Below are 18,092 nucleotides of genomic sequence, written 5' to 3'. Positions count from 1 at the left end.
GAAAAATGGAAAACAGTCATTCGACATCCTATAAGAAAGATTTAGATAAATTGGAATTTGGAGGAATAAATTCATGGCATTAAAATTAATGAAAGGCAGTTTGCAATACAAAAATCAAATTATAGAAATGATTAAAGAATGGAAATCGTATAACGATACCCATAACGCAAATACTTCGCCATGGGCTATATTTAAAAATGATTATGATGATTTTGAATATTATCTAAATAATTTAGAAATATCAACTACGGATGATGGATTTGTTCCTGATTCTACTTTCTTTTGCTTAGATGAAGACCGGGATACCATGGTTGGTGCTGTTAATATCAGACATTACTTAAACGAATATTTATTGAAATATGGTGGTCATATTGGAGATGGTATAAGGCCAAGTGAAAGAAGAAAAGGTTATGCAACCAAAATGATCAGCTTGGCTTTAGAAGAATGCAAGAAACTTGGTATGGATAAAGTTTTATTGGTTTGTGATAAAGACAACATTGGTTCTGTCAAATCAATTATCAATAATGGCGGAGTATTAGAAAACGAAGTTTTAAAAGAGGGTAAGCTAATACAAAGATATTGGATCCTGTTGTAAATGTAAATTCCAGTTTGTCATTGTAGATAGTTTTGAAAGGAAGAGTTTATATGGATAGTAATGTTGCAGAAAATATAAATATACTCGCAAAGTTTTTGGGAACACGAGATATTGATGCGTTAAATCAAGAAGAGTTATTTAAACGATATGGAATTCATCAGGTGGATGTGATGGTTTTATTTGGTGGAAGTATTCTTGAAGGTGGCGATGTTTTAGCGGTTGGAATTAAAAACTTCATTGCGAAAAAATATATTATTGTTGGTGGAGCAGGACATACAACAGATACACTACGTCAGCTTGTTCATTTAGAATATCCGGATATTGAGACAACAGATTTATCGGAGGCAGAAATTTTTCAAAAGTACCTTAAACATGTATATGGATGTAAGGCGGACTATCTAGAAACCAAGTCTACAAATTGTGGCAATAATATAACGTATCTTTTGGATTTATTGAAAGAAAACAATATTTCGTTTAAAAGTATGATTTTAAGTCAGGATGCTTCTATGCAAAAGTGTATGGCTGCAGGATTAAAAAAATATGTCAAGGAGGATGTGACAATCATTAATTATGCTACTTATTGTGCTAAAGTATTGAATCAGGATGAAAATTTGGTGTTTGAAGAAAATATACATGGCATGTGGACGATAGAAAGATATGTTAATTTGTTGATGGGAGAAATTCCTAGACTTTCAGATGATGCGAATGGCTATGGTCCGAATGGAAAGAATTATATTGTGCATGTGGATATTCCCGAGAATGTGAAAATAGCTTTTGAAGAATTGAAGTTGGTTTTTGGAAGTGAAACAAGAGAAGCGAATCCATTGTATGCTACAAATATGAATAAAAAATAGTTAACAGTATTATTTGAAAAGTGAGTAAAGAAACTAAGAATTCGTTTAGTCGAATTCTTTTTTTGTGTTTAGCACACAGGTGTTGACACTGCTAAAAAGGTGTTGTATAGTATTAGCAGGCAAAATATTAGAGTGCTAATGAAGGAGTGGTATTATGGCTAAGAAAAAACAGTTTAAAGCGGAGTCAAAACGTTTATTGGATTTGATGATCAATTCCATTTATACACACAAGGAAATCTTCTTACGTGAACTTGTATCGAATGCGAGTGATGCGATTGATAAATATTATTATGAAAGTCAAGGTCATGCGGATGCAAGTCAATTTGAGATTCGTATTGAACCCAACAAGGAAGCTCGTACTTTAACAATTTCGGACACAGGTATTGGTATGTCAAAGGAAGAGTTAGAGGAAAACTTGGGTACAATTGCGAAGAGTGGTTCTTTGGCTTTTAAAGAGGAAATGAAGAAAAAAGAAGAAAACAACGATGAAGATGTTGATATCATTGGTCAATTTGGTGTTGGATTCTATTCTGCATTTATGGTCGCAAAAGATGTTCGTGTTATTACGAAAAAAGCAGGTAGTGATGAAGCTTATGAATGGGTAAGTGCTGGTGAAGATGGTTATGAAATCACACCTTGTACAAAGGAAACAAATGGTACAACAATCATTTTAACTTTAAAAGAAGATACAGATGAAGAAAAATATTCTCAATATTTAGAGACATATGAGTTAAAAGAATTGATTAAGAAATATTCAGACTATATTCGTTATCCAATCAAGATGAATGTAGAAACTCAGAAGATGAAAGAGGGTACTGAGGAAAGTGAAAAGCCTGAATATGAAACAGTGATTGAAGATCAGACTTTAAACTCAATGGTTCCTTTATGGAAACGTCAGAAATCGAAGATTACAGATGAAGAATACAATCAATTCTACAAGGATCATTTCTATGATTACCAAGATCCTCAAAAAGTGATTCATTTTAGTGTAGAGGGAAATACTAGCTTTACAGCTTTACTTTATATTCCATCACACTTACCTCAAGGATTCTATTCACAAGACTACAAGAAAGGTCTTCAATTATATTGTAGAGGCGTATTCATTATGGGTCATGCCGAAGAATTGTTGCCAGATTCATTGCGTTTTGTGAAAGGTCTAGTGGATTCTCAAGATTTATCTTTAAATATTTCTCGTGAAATGCTTCAACATGATCATCAATTAAAATTGATTGCGGGTCGTATTGAAAAGAAAGTATTGAATGAACTTGGAAATATGCTTGCCAAAGATCGTGAAGCGTATGAAAAATTCTTTGAAGAATTTGGTGTAAACTTGAAGTTTGGTGTCTACAACAACTATGGTATGGATAAAGAAAAATTCCAAGATTTATTGTTGTTCTACTCTTCAAGAGAAAAGAAATATGTTACTTTAAGTGAATATGTTTCTCGTATGAAAGAGGATCAAAAAGACATTTACTTTGTATCTGGTAAAGATGTTGAATTGATTGACAAGATGCCAGTTGTTCAAACATTGAAGAATAAAGAATTTGAAGTTCTTTATTTAACAGATGAAGTGGATGAATTTGTGATGCAGACATTGATGAACTACAAAGAAAAGACGTTCAGAAATGCGGCTCAAGGAGATTTAGATTTAGATACTGAGGAAGAAAAGGAAGCTTTAAATAAATCAAAAGAAGAAAATAAAGATTTATTGACATTTATGAAAGAGGCTTTAGGTGATGAGGTTGCTGAAGTTAAATTGTCAAATAAATTGACAGAGGATCCAGTATGCTTAACGGCTGGCGAAGGTATTTCTTTTGAGATGGAAAAGGTTTTCGCAAATATGCCTAACCAAAGTCCAATGCCTATGAAGGCTACGCGTATTTTGGAAATCAATCCAAATCATCCAATCTTTGAAACATTGAAGACTTTATACGCTTCGGATAAAGATAAAGTTAAAGAAGTTACTGAAGTATTATATGATCAGGCTTGTTTAATTGAAGGCTTCGCAATCAAAGATCCAATCGCATATTCAAAGAAGATCTGTGAATTGTTAGTGAAATAATTCTATGCACAAACTTTCAAGTTTGTGCTTTTTTTTCATTCATGATACATTTAATTTAGGTGAAGATTATGAAGTATCAAGAATTAGTGAAAGAAGTAGAAGGTGTTGGAAAACTAAAATTAAGTGAGCAGGAAAACTTTTATCGTGATGTATTAAATGAAAGTTCAAATGATTTAGAAGTTATGGTTGCGGCTACTTTTTATTTGGGCATGACTTATTATTATGAAGGAAATTTTAATAAGGCAAAAGAGATTATTGAACCCATTATTTTGCAGTATCAAAGCATGCCATTTGTAAGAGAACTTATTTCTGCATTCAATTTAATGGGTGTCATGCTCTATTATGATGGGGCAAATGTTTCAAGTCGTTATTATTATGAAAAAGCTTTACAGATTGCTATGGAACATGAGGATGTTGGGCATTATTGTTATGAATACAATAATATTTCAATTACGTATGTAAAGCAGGAAAAGTATGAAGAGGCTTTAGATAGTATTTTAAAAGCCAAAGAATACATGTCATGTTGTGTTGAAGATATGGGTGCCTATGTATATTTGAATTTAGCTTTGATTTACAATAGCCTAAATCAAGTGGATAAGGCTCTAGAAGCTTTTTATATGGGTTTAGATGAGCATGATGGAAAGCATATTCTTTTAGAAGATTATTTGAATTGCGGTATTGAATTATTTAGTAAATCCGGTATGGATTTTGAATTAAAAAGATGTGCCAATGAACTTGAAAAACGTATTGAGACTATGTATGCAGTAGAATATATCGATGCTTGCATTGCTTTATTTGATTATTATTTAGAGCAGAAGATGTTTGATCAAGTTAAAGGCATCTTACAATATATGGATTCATATATGACAAAACATCCAGATGAGATTCGTTTAGGCTTAATGGTTGAATCTTCTCGATATAAATATGGCAAAGTTATTCATGATTCGGATATTATAATTTTGGCATTGGAAAGAAAAAATGCATATTATGAGAGAATCTTCGAAGAAGAACAAGTTCGTCGTTGCCATGATACAGAGCGTTATTTTGATATGAATCGAAAGCTTCAACTCGCTTTAGAAAATGAAACAAAAGCCAATCAAGTTAAGATGCGTTTTTTGGCAAGTATGTCTCATGATATTCGTACGCCAATCAATGGCATTATTGGAATGCTTCAAGTGATTCAAAGATGTGGTGACGACAAACAACGTATCAAAGATGCCTATGATAAGATGTGGATATCAAGTACGCACTTGTTGTCTTTGGTAAATGATATTTTAGATATTCGAACATTAGAAACAGATTCGGTTGTATTGGAAAATAAATCGTTTGAATTAAATCAATTATTAGCTAGGGTTCAAACTATTATTGATCTACAGGCATCGAATTATAAGATTGAATTGTTTATGAAGACTCAAATAGAACATAATCATTTGATGGGTAGTCCTACACATATTGAAAAAGTCTTGTTGAATCTTTTAAGTAATGCGATCAAATACAATAAGGCAAATGGTAAAGTGTATTTGTCTGTTAAAGAAAAAGCGGATTGTTTTGAATTTGTTGTCGAAGATACAGGAATAGGAATGAGTGAAGAATTCATTCAGGATAAATTATTCAAACCTTTTGTTCAGAAAAATACACGTATAGATGGTGTTGGTTTAGGTATGAGTATTGTGCATGAACTTGTAAAGAAGATGAATGGCACAATCAAGGTGGAAAGTAAAATTGATGAAGGTACTCAATTTATTGTTCAACTTCCTTTAGAGATTGATTTGAATCCTGTTGAGAATAAATCTTTAAAAAATGAAACAATGTCCATTGAGAATCTATCTATACTTGTTGTTGAAGATAATGATATCAATATGGAAGTGATTGAATTTATGCTTCAAAGTGAGGGTGCCATTGTGTATAAGGCTAAAAATGGTAAAGAGGCTGTAGAACAGTTTGATCAAATTCAAGATTTAGATTTGGTTCTAATGGATCTTATGATGCCCGTTATGGATGGGTATGAGGCCACTTTACAAATTCGAAAAAAAGATAAAAAGATTCCAATTCTTGCGATGAGTGCCAATGCATATATGCAGGATATACAGAAATGTTACAAGGTCGGTATGAATGGGCATATTAGTAAACCTTTATATTTAGAAGATCTAAAAGATCGAATCGTTCAAATAGTATAAAAAGTCAGGGATTTCCTGACTTTTTTAAATGATGATACCATTACAATGATCAATTTCATGTTGAATGATTTGAGCTACAAAACCAGAATAGGCTTGTTTGCACTTTTTAAAACATTCATCCTGATATTCAACTGTGATATTTTCATAACGCGTTGTATTTCTTTCACCTTCAAGTGATAAACAACCTTCTTTGACTTTGTAAGGTCTAGATTTCTTCGTGATTTTTGGATTATACATCACAACTTGTGCGGGGTCAATCGCAAAGATAATAATATTTTTAGAAACACCAATCATATTGGCAGCCATTCCTACACATCGGTCGCTATAAGCACGTAAAGTATCTTTTAAATCTTGAGCCACTTGTGTGTCCATTTTTGTAGCTGGAGCTGACTTAATAGCTAAGAAAGCTTCATCTTTCATTATTGGTTTAATCATAGAGTACCTCTTTTCTTTAGAAATCATATTTGTTTTAGATGTTTTTTTCAAGTATAATTGGCATATGTTGAAAAATATAGTATTTGATTTAGGAAATGTATTGGTTAAATTTGATTCAAATGAATTGATTTATCACTTTTTCAATGCTCGACAAGAAGAAGTAAAATCATTCTATTTTGATTCTTTATGGGATGAATATGATCAAGGACTTTATTCAGTGGAAGAAATGATTGAAAAGGGAGTAAAACAATTTCCTGAATTAGAGTCAGATATTAAAGAGCTAATGTATCATTGGACAGAATTTGTATTTCCATTAGAAAAGAATATTGAGTATATCAAAGAATTAAAAAAAATAGGATATAACGTATATATTCTTTCAAATATTCCAGAAGATGACACAAAATATTTGAGAAGTTGTGGTGTGTTTGATAATATAGATGGCGGTGTTTTTTCTTATGAATATAAGAAAATTAAACCGGATCCAGAAATATTTCATATATTATTAAAAAAATATAATCTTTTGGCATCTGAATGCTTATTTTTAGATGATCGAAAAGATAATGTAGTTACTGCAAGTGATTTGGGATTTGAAACAATTGAAGTTAATAATTCAAGTAAAGTCATTGACTTAATAAAGGAGAAAATTAGTGAAGTGTAAAGTAGAAAAAATATGCGGTGGATGTTCACTTTTAAAACTGAAGCCAAGTATGCAGGCAGATAAAAAGAAAAAGGATGTGGAAGCTTTAGTTGAAAAAGCACACTTAAAGGTTCGCGTTGGTGATGTGTATATGGCTAAAAACGATACGCATTATCGTAATAAGGTCATTGTTGGCTTTGCGAAAGATAAAGGAAAAGTATACTCTGGTTTATATGCTTCGCATTCGCATCGTGTTGTAAAAACAGAGAATTGTATCATGCAACCAAAGTTGGTGAATGAAATTATCAACAAGATTACAGAACTTGTTGGTTCTATGAAATTAGAATTATACAATGAAAGAACAGGGACCGGTCTATTGCGTCATGTATTGATTCGTTGGGGACATAAGACAGATGAAGTGATGGTTGTATTTGTCACTAGTCAAAAAATGTTTCCTTCAAGAAAAAACATGGTTCGTGTGTTAACGAGCGAATTTCCTCAAATCAAAACAATTGTACAAAATATCAATCCTAGAAAGACAAGTATTGTTTTGCAGGATGAAGCGATTGTTCTATATGGAAATGGTATGATTCATGATGAACTATGTGGTTTAGACATTGCGTTCTCACACAATTCGTTCTATCAGATTCATTCTGAACAATGCGAAGTATTGTATGGTTTAGCTAAGAAAATGCTAGATTTAAAAGAAACGGATACAGTATTGGATACATATTGTGGTGTTGGTACAATTGGTTTAACTATGACAGATTCTTGTAAGAAAGTCATGGGTGTAGAGGTCAATCCGGATGCGATTGAAAATGCCAAATATAATGCAAAACAAAACAAGATCAAAAATATTGAATTTGTTGCGATGGATTCAACAGAATTTATGCGCCAGGCAAGAAAGTATCATAATCATTATGATGCGATCATTCTAGATCCACCTCGTGCAGGTACGACAAAAGATTTTATTGAGTGTGCAACCGCTTTAAATCCAAGAAAGATTCTATATATTTCTTGTGATCCAAGAACACAGGTTCGTGATTTAAACCAATTTAGAAAACAAGGCTATGTCACAAACAAACTAGAATTAGTGGATTTATTCCCTTATACAGATCATATTGAAAGTGTTTGCGTATTAGAAAAGAAACAATTCAACGCAAAGCCTACAAAAAAGGCGCAAAGACAAGCACAATTTAGATCGAGTAAAATGAGTAAGAAAAAACGTTAGGAAGCAAGTATGCTTCCTTTTGTGCATATGAGTAGGTTTAAACAATTTGGAATGATATAATTTATCCAAGAGAACGGAGAATACATATGTTAGAAATTGGAATTCAAGCACCAGATTTTGAACTGCCAGATCAAGATGGTGTGATGCACAAATTGAGTGATTATAAAGGAAAAAAAGTCATCTTATATTTTTATCCAAAGGATAATACGGCTGGGTGTACAAAGCAGGCTTGTGGTTTTTCTGAAAGATATCCACAATTCTTAGAAAAAGGAGCTGTCATTTTAGGGGTCAGTAAAGATACAGTAGCTTCTCATAAGAAGTTTCAAGAAAAGTATGGCCTTGCCTTTACTTTGTTGGCAGATCCAGAAAGAAAAGTGATTGAAACTTATGATGTGTGGAAAGAAAAGAAGAATTATGGAAAGGTATCTATGGGTGTTGTGCGTACTACCTATCTTATAGATGAATCTGGTATTATTGTTCGTGCTAATGATAAAGTAAAGGCGGCCAATGATGCTGAAAATATGTTGGAAGTAGTTTAGACTGCTTCCTTTTTGTATTTGTATTCAGAGATTATGAGGTATAAAATTTCATTTGGGTGATACTATGTGGATTTTATTTGCGACAGGTTCTGCCTTGTTTGCAGGGATTACTTCTATACTCGCAAAATGTGGGATTTCAAAAACAGATTCAGATGTGGCAACAGCTATTCGTACCATTGTGGTTTTAGTTTTTTCGTGGATTCTTGTTCTTTTAACTGGAACATTATCGGGTATTACGGAGATCAGTGGAAAAACTTTGTTGTTTCTAGTTTTGTCTGGAATCGCAACAGGAGCTAGCTGGCTATGCTATTTTAAGGCTTTACAGAATGGGGATGTGAATAAGGTTGTACCTATTGATAAATCGAGTACGATCTTAACAATTCTATTAGCTTTGATTTTCTTTCATGAAGGATTGTCTTTTGCTAAATTAGTTTGTGTATGCATGATTGGAGTAGGTACGACGTTGATGATTAATCGAAAAGATGAATCTGAATCGATTTCTTCAGATAAAAGCTGGTTGATGTATGCGATTTTATCAGCTGTATTTGCGAGTCTTACATCTATTTTAGGTAAGGTTGGTATTTCTGGAATTGATTCGAATTTAGGTACGGCCATTCGTACAAGCGTTGTATTAGTCATGGCTTGGCTTATGGTATTTGTGAAAAATAAGCAGTCTGAAATAAAATCTATTGACCGAAAAGAACTCTTGTTTATTATCTTATCTGGTTTTGCGACAGGAGCCTCTTGGCTATGTTTTTATCGTGCTTTGCAGGATGGGCCTGCAAGTGTGGTTGTGCCTATTGATAAGTTGAGTATACTTGTAACAATTGTTTTTTCTCGTGTTGTATTCCATGAAAAGCTATCAAGTAAGGCATTACTAGGTTTAATTTTAATTACAGTAGGTACTGTCATTATGGCAATGATATAGGAGATTATATGTGTGGATATAAGAAAATAGATTTAGAAAATTGGTGTCGTAAAGAGCATTATTTGTATTATACAAATAGTTTAAATGTTGAAGTCAATATGACGACAAATATTGATGTGACAGATTTATTAACTTTCTGTCATACAAATGGATATAAGTTTTATCCAACTTTGATTTATTGTGTGACTAAAGTGTTAAATCGAATTGATAACTTTAAAATGTTTAAAGATAAAAATGGAGATTTATGTGTGTGGGATTCTTTGGTTCCTAACTATACAATTTTCCATGAAGAAGATCATACGTTTTCGGATTGTTGGACGGATTTTACAGACGATTTTGGCTCTTTCTACAAGAATATTATTTGTGATATGGAATTAGGTAAAACCAAAAGAGGCATTAAGGTAAAATCAGGCCAACCAGCTAACTTCTATTGTGTTTCATGTACGCCTTGGACTGCATTTACAGCTGTTTCAAGCCGTGTAGTGAATGGTGGTCCAGCTTTCTTCCCTATCATCACAGCTGGAAAATATGATGAAAAGAATCAGATGCCGGTAAATATCACGATTGCACATGCGGTAGCAGATGGGTATCATATTGGATTGTTTTTTGAGTATCTACAAAAAGAAATTAGTAAGGAATATTTAAATTCAAGCCTTGAATAAAGGCCTTGGATGGGGTGCTCTATTTACTTTTTGGGCAAAGTGTTATAAAATTTTTAATGTAGGTATAAATTGAAAAGGAGATATAAAAATGAATCAATCACCACTTCAAAAAGCTAGATACCAATACAGTCCAAAATTGCCTGGAATGTTAAGAAATGGTATTTCAGAAATCTGTGTTAAGGAAGGAAACGTAACTCAAAGTGTTGCAGACCAAGAAAAAATCGCGGCTTTATTCCCTAACACTTACGGAGAAAAAGAAATCACATTCGAAAAAGGAGAAAATACTTCTGCAGCTAAAAAACAAGTTGTAGGTGTAATCTTATCTGGTGGACAAGCACCTGGTGGACACAACGTTATTTGTGGTCTATATGATGCATTAAAAGCTACTAGTAAAGAAAATGTTCTTTACGGATTTAAAAATGGTCCTATTGGATTATTAGAAGACAACTATGTAGAATTCGATGATGCATATATCGATGCATACAGAAATACTGGTGGATTTGATATTATCGGATCTGGACGTACTAAATTAGAAACTGAAGAACAATTCGCAGTTGCTGCAAAAGTTTGTGAAAAACACGGAATCACTGCTATCGTAATTATCGGTGGAGATGACTCAAACACAAACGCTGCTGTATTAGCTGAATACTTTGCTGCTCACAATACAGGTGTTCAAGTTATCGGTTGTCCAAAAACTATCGATGGTGACTTGAAAAACGAAGACATCGAATGTTCATTTGGATTCGATACTGCAACTAAAACATATAGTGAATTAATTGGAAACATCGAACGTGATGCAAACTCTGCTAAAAAATACTGGCACTTTGTAAAAGTTATGGGACGTAGTGCAAGTCACGTAGCTTTGGAATGTGCTTTAGAAACTCAACCAAACATTTGCTTAATTTCAGAAGAAGTTGCTGCTAAGAAACAATCATTATCTGAAATTGCTGACTACATTGCTGACGCTGTTGAAAAACGTTCTGCAAATGGAAACAACTTCGGTGTGGCTATCATCCCTGAAGGTGTAGTTGAATTCGTTCCTGAATTTAAAGCATTGATTGCTGAAATCAACGAATTATTAGCTGGAAACAAAACAGAAGAATTTAACGCATTAGGTAGCTGGGAAGAAAAATATGCATTCATTGAAAAAGGTTTAACTGCTGAATCAATGGCTGTATTCGCAATCTTACCTCAAACTATCCAACAACAATTATTCTTAGAAAGAGATCCACACGGAAACGTACAGGTATCTTTAATTGAATCAGAAAAATTGTTCTCAGCTTTAGTTAAAGACAAATTAACTGAAAGAGGATTTACAGGTAAATTCAATGCATTACACCACTTCTTCGGATACGAAGGACGTTGTGCATTCCCATCAAACTTTGATGCTGACTATTGCTATTCATTAGGATACAACGCATTCATGTTGATCCAATACGGATATAATGGATATTTATCAAAAGTATCTAACTTATCTAAACCAGCCGAAGAATGGGTTGCTGGTGGTATGCCAATCACTAAGATGATGAACATCGAACGTCGTAATGGTGAAGATAAACCAGTTATCAAAAAAGCATTGGTTGAATTAGATGGTAAACCATTCAAATTCTTCGAAGCAAACCGTGATACATGGGCTGTTGAAACTGCATATACTTATCCAGGAGCTATCCAATACTATGGACCAACTGAAGTATGTGATTTAACAACTCGTACATTAGCTTTAGAAAAAGGTGAATAATAAATAAAGGAATGCTTCGGCATTCTTTTTTCTTAAAGGAGAAATTTATGAAGTATATGATCGCAAGTGATATCCATGGTTCAAGTTATTACTGTCAAAAACTAATGGATGCGTACAAATACGAAAAGCCAGATCGATTGATTTTATTAGGTGATATTTTATATCATGGGCCTAGAAACGATTTACCAAAAGAGTATGCACCTAAAAAAGTGATTGAGATGTTGAATTCTATTTCGGACTCGATTTTATGTGTCCGTGGAAATTGTGATTGTGAAGTCGATCAAATGGTACTAGATTTTCCATGTTTGGCGGATTATTCGGTGTTGGATATAAACGGGTTCTTTATTTATTGTACACATGGACATTTAAAACCTGTTAAGCTGAAACCTGGATCTCTATTACTATGTGGACACACTCATGTTCCTACCCTTGAAGATCGAGAGGGTATCACTTATATGAATCCAGGATCTGTTTCGATTCCAAAAGAAAACAGCCCTCATAGTTATATGATACTCGAGGACTGTGTATTTACTTGGAAAGATTTAGAAACGCTTAACCAATACCGTTGTAAAGAATTCCCAAAATCAAAATAATGATGGCAAGAAATACATATACATATTTGCCTAAGAACTTAAAAGTCGGTCCAACCGGCTTTTTTCTTCCTTTGTCTAATTCTTGTTTTAAGGCATTCCAACCTAAAACATAGTAGATTGTAATGGCACCAAGTAGTGCTGCAAAAGGAATGATGTAAATTGTAACAACATCCATCCATCTACCTACAACATCGCCATTTTCGATGCATACAGAAATGATGAATGTGATAATGCCACAAAGTAGAACAGCTTTCTTTCTAGAAATGTGAAAACGATTTTGCCAAGACTCACACACAGCTTCTAACATGTTGATCAAGCTTGTGATTCCTGCAAAGGCTACTGAAATAAAGAAGAATAGGGCAAAGAAATTGCCAAGTGGCATTTGTTTAAAGACTTCTGGTAGTGTTAAAAACATTAAACTAGGACCACTTACGGGATCAATGTCAAAAGAGAATACGGCAGGCATAATCGCCAATGCCGCTAGCATCGCTGCAATTGTATCAAATATTGCCGTCTGCATACTTGCTTTTGGGATATCTACATCATCCTTTAAATAAGCACCATATACAATCATTCCTGAACCGGTAATGGATAAGGAAAAGAAGGCTTGGCCCATAGCCATGATCCATGTTTCTTTATTGAATAAATATTCCCATTTGGGTACAAATAAGAATTTGTAACCTTCGATGGCACCATCAAATAAGCTGACACGAATAGCTAGAAATATAAATAAGATAAAGAAGGCTGGCATCAATATTTTATTGACTTTTTCAATCGCATTTGTAGCACTTGTAAATAACAATAAACAAGTAATAAACAAGACTAAAAAGTGACAAGGCACATTCGAAAAAGATTGTGTCATATTCGTAAAGAAGGCTGGGATACTATTTGTGAATAGTTCATTTGTGACTACGCCTTGAATGCTTCGAAATACCCATCCTAAAATGACACAATATCCAATCGCAATGCCAAGAGATCCAAGCAGTGGAAGCCATCCGATATATTTACCGAATTTGTTTTTCCAACAATATGCATAAGCACCAAGTGTTCCTGTTTTTGCCATTCTTCCTAACGCAAATTCAGCTGATAAACCAACAAGGCCAAATAAGGCGATAAAGATAAGATATGGAATTAAAAAGGCAGCTCCTCCATATTGTCCTAAGCGATATGGAAACATCCATATGTTTCCCATTCCTACAGCAGAACCTACGCAGGCTAGCACAAATCCTACCGTACTTTTAAAATTTCCGTTTTTATTCATTTGTAATACCTCGATGTTTCTAAGTATATCATAAAAATGGTATAATAATCAGACAGGAGATATATATGTTTGTAGAAGAAAGACAAAATTTAATTTTAGAAGATTTACAAGAGAATGGAAAAGTGTTAGTCAAAGATTTAAGTAAACGCTTTGGTGTAACACCCGATTTGATTCGTAAAGACTTAGCTTTTTTAGAATCCAAGGGAAAGTGTAAAAAGATATATGGTGGAGCGATTCTGAATCGTTTAAATGTTCATTTAGAGGATGCGAATTCTAGAAAGAATGTGAATAGTAAGGAGAAACAAAAAATTGCGCAAATGGCCTATGATTTGATTGAACCCAACATGACTGTCTTTTTAGATATTTCAACTACGAATATTGAATTGGCCAAATTGTTAGTATCAAGACCTATTTCAGGTATTACAGTCGTTACGAATATGTTGGATGTGATTCAAATTCTTTCTACAAGTCAAATTCATTCTATTTTTATCGGTGGAGAATTTGATTATGCAAAAAATGGTTTTGTAGGCAATATGTGTGATGAATTTCTTCAAAGATTTCATTTTGATGTAGCCTTTTTAGGTGTGGTAGGCATAAATTTAGAATCTGGAAGTGTTATGACCTATATGCCGAATGATGGTCAAACAAAGCGAATTGTATTAAATCAGTCTAAAAAAGCATATATGTTGGCGGATTCGGATAAGTTTTACCAAATGGGGAATTATGAATATGCTAAAGTGGATGAATTTTATGGGATCCTACAAATAATAAAAAATAATAAAAAATAATAAAAAGTAATAAAGAACTATTGATTTTGATCATAGTTCTTTTTATAATGGATTTGTAAATGGAGGACTTACTATGTTAAATCGTATTTCTATTCTTAAAGATAAAATGTTGTCTCAACCTCGCTACGTAAGCATTGAACAGGCTTTGATCATTACTCGTACATACCAAGAAAATGAAGATAAATCCGTTCCTTATAAGCGAGCACTCTCTTTATATAATGCATTAAATGAAATTGAAATTGGGATGGAACCTGAAGAGTTGATTGTTGGAAATCGAACAAAAGGTGTTCGTTATGGTGTTGTTTTTCCGGAAAGTGGAATTTCTTGGGTGGATCATGAATTTGAAACAATTCCAACTCGTCCTCAAGATAAGTTTAATGTGCGTTCTGAAGATATTGAAACATTTCGCAAAGTGATTGTTCCGTATTGGAAAGATAAAAGCTTGGAGGATGTTATTAAAAATCGTTATGGGGATGAAATTAGTGCGATTTCTAAAGTGGTAAAAGTCAATCAAACCGATCATGCGCAGGGACACATTTGTCCCAATGTAAAGGAATGGTTAAAACTTGGTCCACAAGGGTATATTGATTTAGCTAGAAATCATTTAGAGACATGTTCACAGTCGCAAAAAGAATTTTATGAATGTGTCATTTTAGTCATGCAAGGTGTGCAGAAGTTTATGCTTCGCTATCATGATCTAGCTTTAGAAATGCATAAAAAGGATGTGTCTGAAATTTGTGGAAAACTTGCATATCATCCAGCTGCAACATTCCACGAAGCTTTACAATCACTATGGTTTTTATTTGTCGTTTTACACATGGAAAGCAACGCATCTAGTTTTTCTCCGGGTCGTTTAGATGAAACTTTATATGTTTACTATAAACAAGATATAGATACGGGTATGTTGAAGGAAAATGAAGCATTAGAGTTGATTGAGTGTTTATGGTTGAAATTTAATGAAATTGTATATTTAAGAAATGCGCATAGTGCAAAATATTTTGCGGGTTTTCCAATTGGATTTAATATTTGTGTAGGTGGACAAGATCAAAACGGAAATGATTTTAGTAATGAATTAAGTCATTTGTTTTTAAAGGCACAAGAAGATATTGGCCTTCCTCAACCAAACTTATCCGTTCGACTTCACGAACATACGAATGATGACTTGTTAAAACATGCGATTCGTGTTGTTTCAAAAGGAAGTGGTATGCCACAATTTTTCAATGATAAGGCAATTATCAAATCCATGGAAGATTTGGGCATATCACATTCAGATGCCATGGATTATGCGATTGTTGGTTGTGTGGAACTGACAACACAAGGCAATAATTTAGGGTGGTCCGATTCGGGTATGTTTAATATGAATAAAGTGCTTGAACTAACATTGAATCATGGACGTTGTTTATTGACAGGAAAACAAATGGGACCTGATTATGGTTCATTAAGTACATATACTTCTTTTGACGAATTAGAAGAAGCTTTTGAAAAAATGATGGATTATTTTATAGATAAAATGATTCCTTGTTTAGAAGAAGTGGAAAAAGCTCATATTGATATTTTGCCAACTGCCTTCTTATCAAGTGTCATTGATGATTGCATGGATAAAGGAATGGATGTAACACGTGGAGGAGCACACTATAATTTGTCGGGTATTCAAATGATTCAAGTCGCTAATCTTGCAGATAGTTTGGCAGCCTTAAAGAAGCTTGTATATGAGGAAAAGAAAATTGGTGCAAATGATTTAGAAAATGCATTAAAGAATAACTTTTCAAACAATGAAGTCATGCGCCAGATGTTGTTAAATCGTGCACCTAAGTATGGCAATGATGTAGAGTGGGTAGATGAGCTTGGCGCCAAATGGGCGTTAAAGTTTAGAAATAAATTGAGAAAATATACAAACTATCGTAATGGACCTTATCATACAGGAATGTATACAGTAAGTGCACACGTTCCTATGGGAGAAAATGTAGGGGCTAGCTGCGATGGAAGACTTGCCCAAACACCTTTGGCAGATGGCGGATTGTCGGCTGTGTATGGTCGAGATTTAAAGGGTCCAACAGCTGTATTAAAATCGGTATCGCATTTAGATAATTCGTGTACTACAAATGGTGGGTTGTTGAATATGAAGTTTTTGCCAGAATTTTTTAGTACTGAAGCCGGAATTGATAAGTTTGCGAATTTTATGCGTACATTTGTAGATTTAGAGATTCCACATATTCAATTTAATGTTGTAAGAAAAGAAGATTTATTAAATGCCAAAGCACATCCGGATCAATATCGCTCTTTGACGGTTCGTGTTGCTGGTTATACTGCATATTTTACAGAGCTTGCTGGAGAGTTGCAGGATGAAATTATCGCAAGGACAAGTTATGACAACATCTAAAGGATATATTTTTGATATAAAGCGTTTTGCGACACATGACGGAAAAGGAATCCGTACAACGGTGTTTTTTAAGGGGTGTCCACTTCGCTGTAAGTGGTGTCAAAATCCCGAGGGTTTATCTTGTTTACCACAAGTCTTGTATATGGAATCCAAGTGTATGCACTGTCTTGGTTGTGTGCACGCCTCTAAACATGGTGGAATCAAGCGTGTTGAGGATAAAATTTGTATTTCAAGAAACGTAAATGAAGATTGGAACGCGATTTGTGATGTGTGTCCTACTTTAGCTTTGAGTATGGATGCCAAAGAGTATACGGTAGAGGAATGTGTTCATGAAATTTTAAAGGATGAAATATTCTTTAAAAGAGAAGGTGGTGTAACTTTCTCAGGAGGAGAGCCATTTTTACAGAATGATTTTTTGATCGATATATTAAAGGCTTGTAAGGAAAAAGGAATTCATACGGCTATAGAAACTAGTTTATATACAGATTTAGAGAATGTACAAAGGGCTTTACCTTACTTGGATCAAATCTATTGTGATTGTAAGTTGTATGATCTTGAATTGCATAAACAATATACGGGTGTAACAAATGAAAAAATATTAAAGAATATTGCGTATTTACTGCATAGTGAAAAAAAAGCGCACGTAATTGTTCGTACGCCTTTAATTCCAACTATGACGGCTTCTTTTGAGAATATTTCTTCTATTTCAGAGTTTTTAGTTTCTTGTTATGAAGATGTTCGTTATGAAATTCTGAATTATAATCCTCTAGCTCAATCTAAATATGCGTATTTAGATATGGAGTATTGTTTTAAAGAGAATCCAAAAATGTATTCTAGTGAAAAGATGCAAGAGTTCTATAATTGTGCAAAACAAAATGGTATAAAGAATCTAGTTATCGATTAAGGAGCGTAGGCTCCTTTTTAAATTATTATTGATATATGGAAGTAGCTCGAAATTTTCTTTCTTTGAGAGAAGTAAATGAAATGAGTTGTCATTTAATTGTAAATGTTAAGACGATTCGTGGTGAATCGAATATCGATTATTCCTTTATTTATAGTCTTTTATGTGTTTCAAGTCAGTATTAAATGACTTGTGTGTAAACACTGTGTTAATGATTTATTTAAATAAATTCACATATTTTTTAAAAAAATCAAAAAAACATTTGACGAAAGGGGAAGTATTTGGTAATATAGATGAGCACTGCTGAGGTG

At 33.5% G+C, this 18,092-nt stretch carries 16 protein-coding genes; 14 read left to right on the top strand and 2 right to left on the bottom strand.

Features of this window, described 5'->3' with window-relative positions; translation table 11 throughout:
• The first annotated feature begins 73 nt into the window (after positions 1–73).
• The 4 genes from DWY01_RS10420 to DWY01_RS10405 all read left to right on the top strand — a co-directional run bounded on the left by DWY01_RS10420 (position 74) and on the right by DWY01_RS10405 (position 5,688).
• Positions 74–595 carry a GNAT family N-acetyltransferase gene (locus tag DWY01_RS10420; protein WP_117996056.1) on the top strand — a complete coding sequence of 174 codons (522 nt, stop codon included), beginning with the start codon at positions 74–76 and terminating at the stop codon, positions 593–595.
• A gap of 50 nt (positions 596–645) precedes the next feature.
• Positions 646–1,449 carry a YdcF family protein gene (locus tag DWY01_RS10415; RefSeq protein ID WP_117996055.1) on the top strand — a complete coding sequence of 268 codons (804 nt, stop codon included), beginning with the start codon at positions 646–648 and terminating at the stop codon, positions 1,447–1,449.
• A gap of 154 nt (positions 1,450–1,603) precedes the next feature.
• The gene (gene htpG / locus DWY01_RS10410) at positions 1,604–3,511 is read left to right on the top strand and encodes a molecular chaperone HtpG (protein WP_117996054.1); all 1,908 of its coding nucleotides are present in this window, start codon (positions 1,604–1,606) and stop codon (positions 3,509–3,511) included.
• Positions 3,512–3,579: 68 nt separating this feature from the next.
• Positions 3,580–5,688 (top strand): response regulator, encoded by a 2,109-nt coding sequence (locus tag DWY01_RS10405; protein ID WP_117996053.1) that lies wholly within the window; start codon positions 3,580–3,582, stop codon positions 5,686–5,688.
• A gap of 24 nt (positions 5,689–5,712) precedes the next feature.
• On the opposite strand, the gene DWY01_RS10400 is transcribed toward DWY01_RS10405, so the two are convergent.
• Positions 5,713–6,123, bottom strand: coding sequence for a peptide deformylase (locus DWY01_RS10400; protein WP_117996052.1), 411 nt, complete (start codon positions 6,121–6,123; stop codon positions 5,713–5,715).
• A 64-nt stretch (positions 6,124–6,187) separates the two neighbouring features.
• Between DWY01_RS10400 and DWY01_RS10395 the strand changes: the two genes are divergently transcribed.
• The 7 genes from DWY01_RS10395 (at position 6,188) to yfcE (ending at position 12,451) form a co-directional block, all read left to right on the top strand.
• A complete protein-coding gene (locus tag DWY01_RS10395) occupies positions 6,188–6,781 on the top strand; it encodes an HAD family phosphatase (RefSeq protein WP_117996051.1) in 594 nt (197 codons plus the stop codon).
• A complete protein-coding gene (gene rlmD, locus DWY01_RS10390; protein WP_117996050.1) occupies positions 6,771–7,991 on the top strand; it encodes a 23S rRNA (uracil(1939)-C(5))-methyltransferase RlmD in 1,221 nt (406 codons plus the stop codon). The genes DWY01_RS10395 and rlmD overlap by 11 nt, the downstream gene beginning before the upstream one ends.
• A gap of 86 nt (positions 7,992–8,077) precedes the next feature.
• Positions 8,078–8,530 carry a peroxiredoxin gene (locus tag DWY01_RS10385; protein WP_117996049.1) on the top strand — a complete coding sequence of 151 codons (453 nt, stop codon included), beginning with the start codon at positions 8,078–8,080 and terminating at the stop codon, positions 8,528–8,530.
• Positions 8,531–8,594: 64 nt separating this feature from the next.
• Positions 8,595–9,458 carry an EamA family transporter gene (locus DWY01_RS10380; protein WP_117996048.1) on the top strand — a complete coding sequence of 288 codons (864 nt, stop codon included), beginning with the start codon at positions 8,595–8,597 and terminating at the stop codon, positions 9,456–9,458.
• Positions 9,459–9,466: 8 nt separating this feature from the next.
• A complete protein-coding gene (locus tag DWY01_RS10375) occupies positions 9,467–10,120 on the top strand; it encodes a CatA-like O-acetyltransferase (protein WP_117996047.1) in 654 nt (217 codons plus the stop codon).
• A gap of 88 nt (positions 10,121–10,208) precedes the next feature.
• Positions 10,209–11,858, top strand: coding sequence for a diphosphate--fructose-6-phosphate 1-phosphotransferase (locus DWY01_RS10370; RefSeq protein WP_117996046.1), 1,650 nt, complete (start codon positions 10,209–10,211; stop codon positions 11,856–11,858).
• 47 nt (positions 11,859–11,905) lie between these two features.
• Positions 11,906–12,451 carry a phosphodiesterase gene (gene yfcE / locus DWY01_RS10365; RefSeq protein WP_117996045.1) on the top strand — a complete coding sequence of 182 codons (546 nt, stop codon included), beginning with the start codon at positions 11,906–11,908 and terminating at the stop codon, positions 12,449–12,451.
• Here the strand turns inward: yfcE and DWY01_RS10360 are convergent.
• Positions 12,411–13,712 carry a sodium-dependent transporter gene (locus DWY01_RS10360; RefSeq protein ID WP_117996044.1) on the bottom strand — a complete coding sequence of 434 codons (1,302 nt, stop codon included), beginning with the start codon at positions 13,710–13,712 and terminating at the stop codon, positions 12,411–12,413. The two genes, yfcE and DWY01_RS10360, sit on opposite strands and share 41 nt — an antisense overlap.
• Before the next feature lie 65 nt (positions 13,713–13,777).
• Here DWY01_RS10360 and DWY01_RS10355 point away from each other — a divergent pair, with 65 nt between their 5' ends.
• From DWY01_RS10355 to DWY01_RS10345, 3 genes are all read left to right on the top strand, one after another.
• Complete coding sequence (locus tag DWY01_RS10355) at positions 13,778–14,500, top strand: DeoR/GlpR family DNA-binding transcription regulator (protein WP_117996043.1); 723 nt, start codon at positions 13,778–13,780, stop codon at positions 14,498–14,500.
• Between the two features lie 73 nt (positions 14,501–14,573).
• Complete coding sequence (locus DWY01_RS10350; RefSeq protein ID WP_117996042.1) at positions 14,574–16,880, top strand: formate C-acetyltransferase/glycerol dehydratase family glycyl radical enzyme; 2,307 nt, start codon at positions 14,574–14,576, stop codon at positions 16,878–16,880.
• Entirely contained in the window at positions 16,843–17,784 is a 942-nt protein-coding gene (locus tag DWY01_RS10345) for a glycyl-radical enzyme activating protein (RefSeq protein ID WP_117996041.1), read from the top strand. Before DWY01_RS10350 ends, DWY01_RS10345 begins: the two co-directional genes overlap by 38 nt.
• Positions 17,785–18,092 lie beyond the last annotated feature (308 nt).

This window comes from Eubacterium sp. AF22-8LB (assembly GCF_003458715.1).
Taxonomy (GTDB): Bacteria; Bacillota_I; Bacilli_A; order Erysipelotrichales; family Erysipelotrichaceae; genus Holdemanella.
This window is presented reverse-complemented; position numbering and strand designations above follow the sequence as displayed.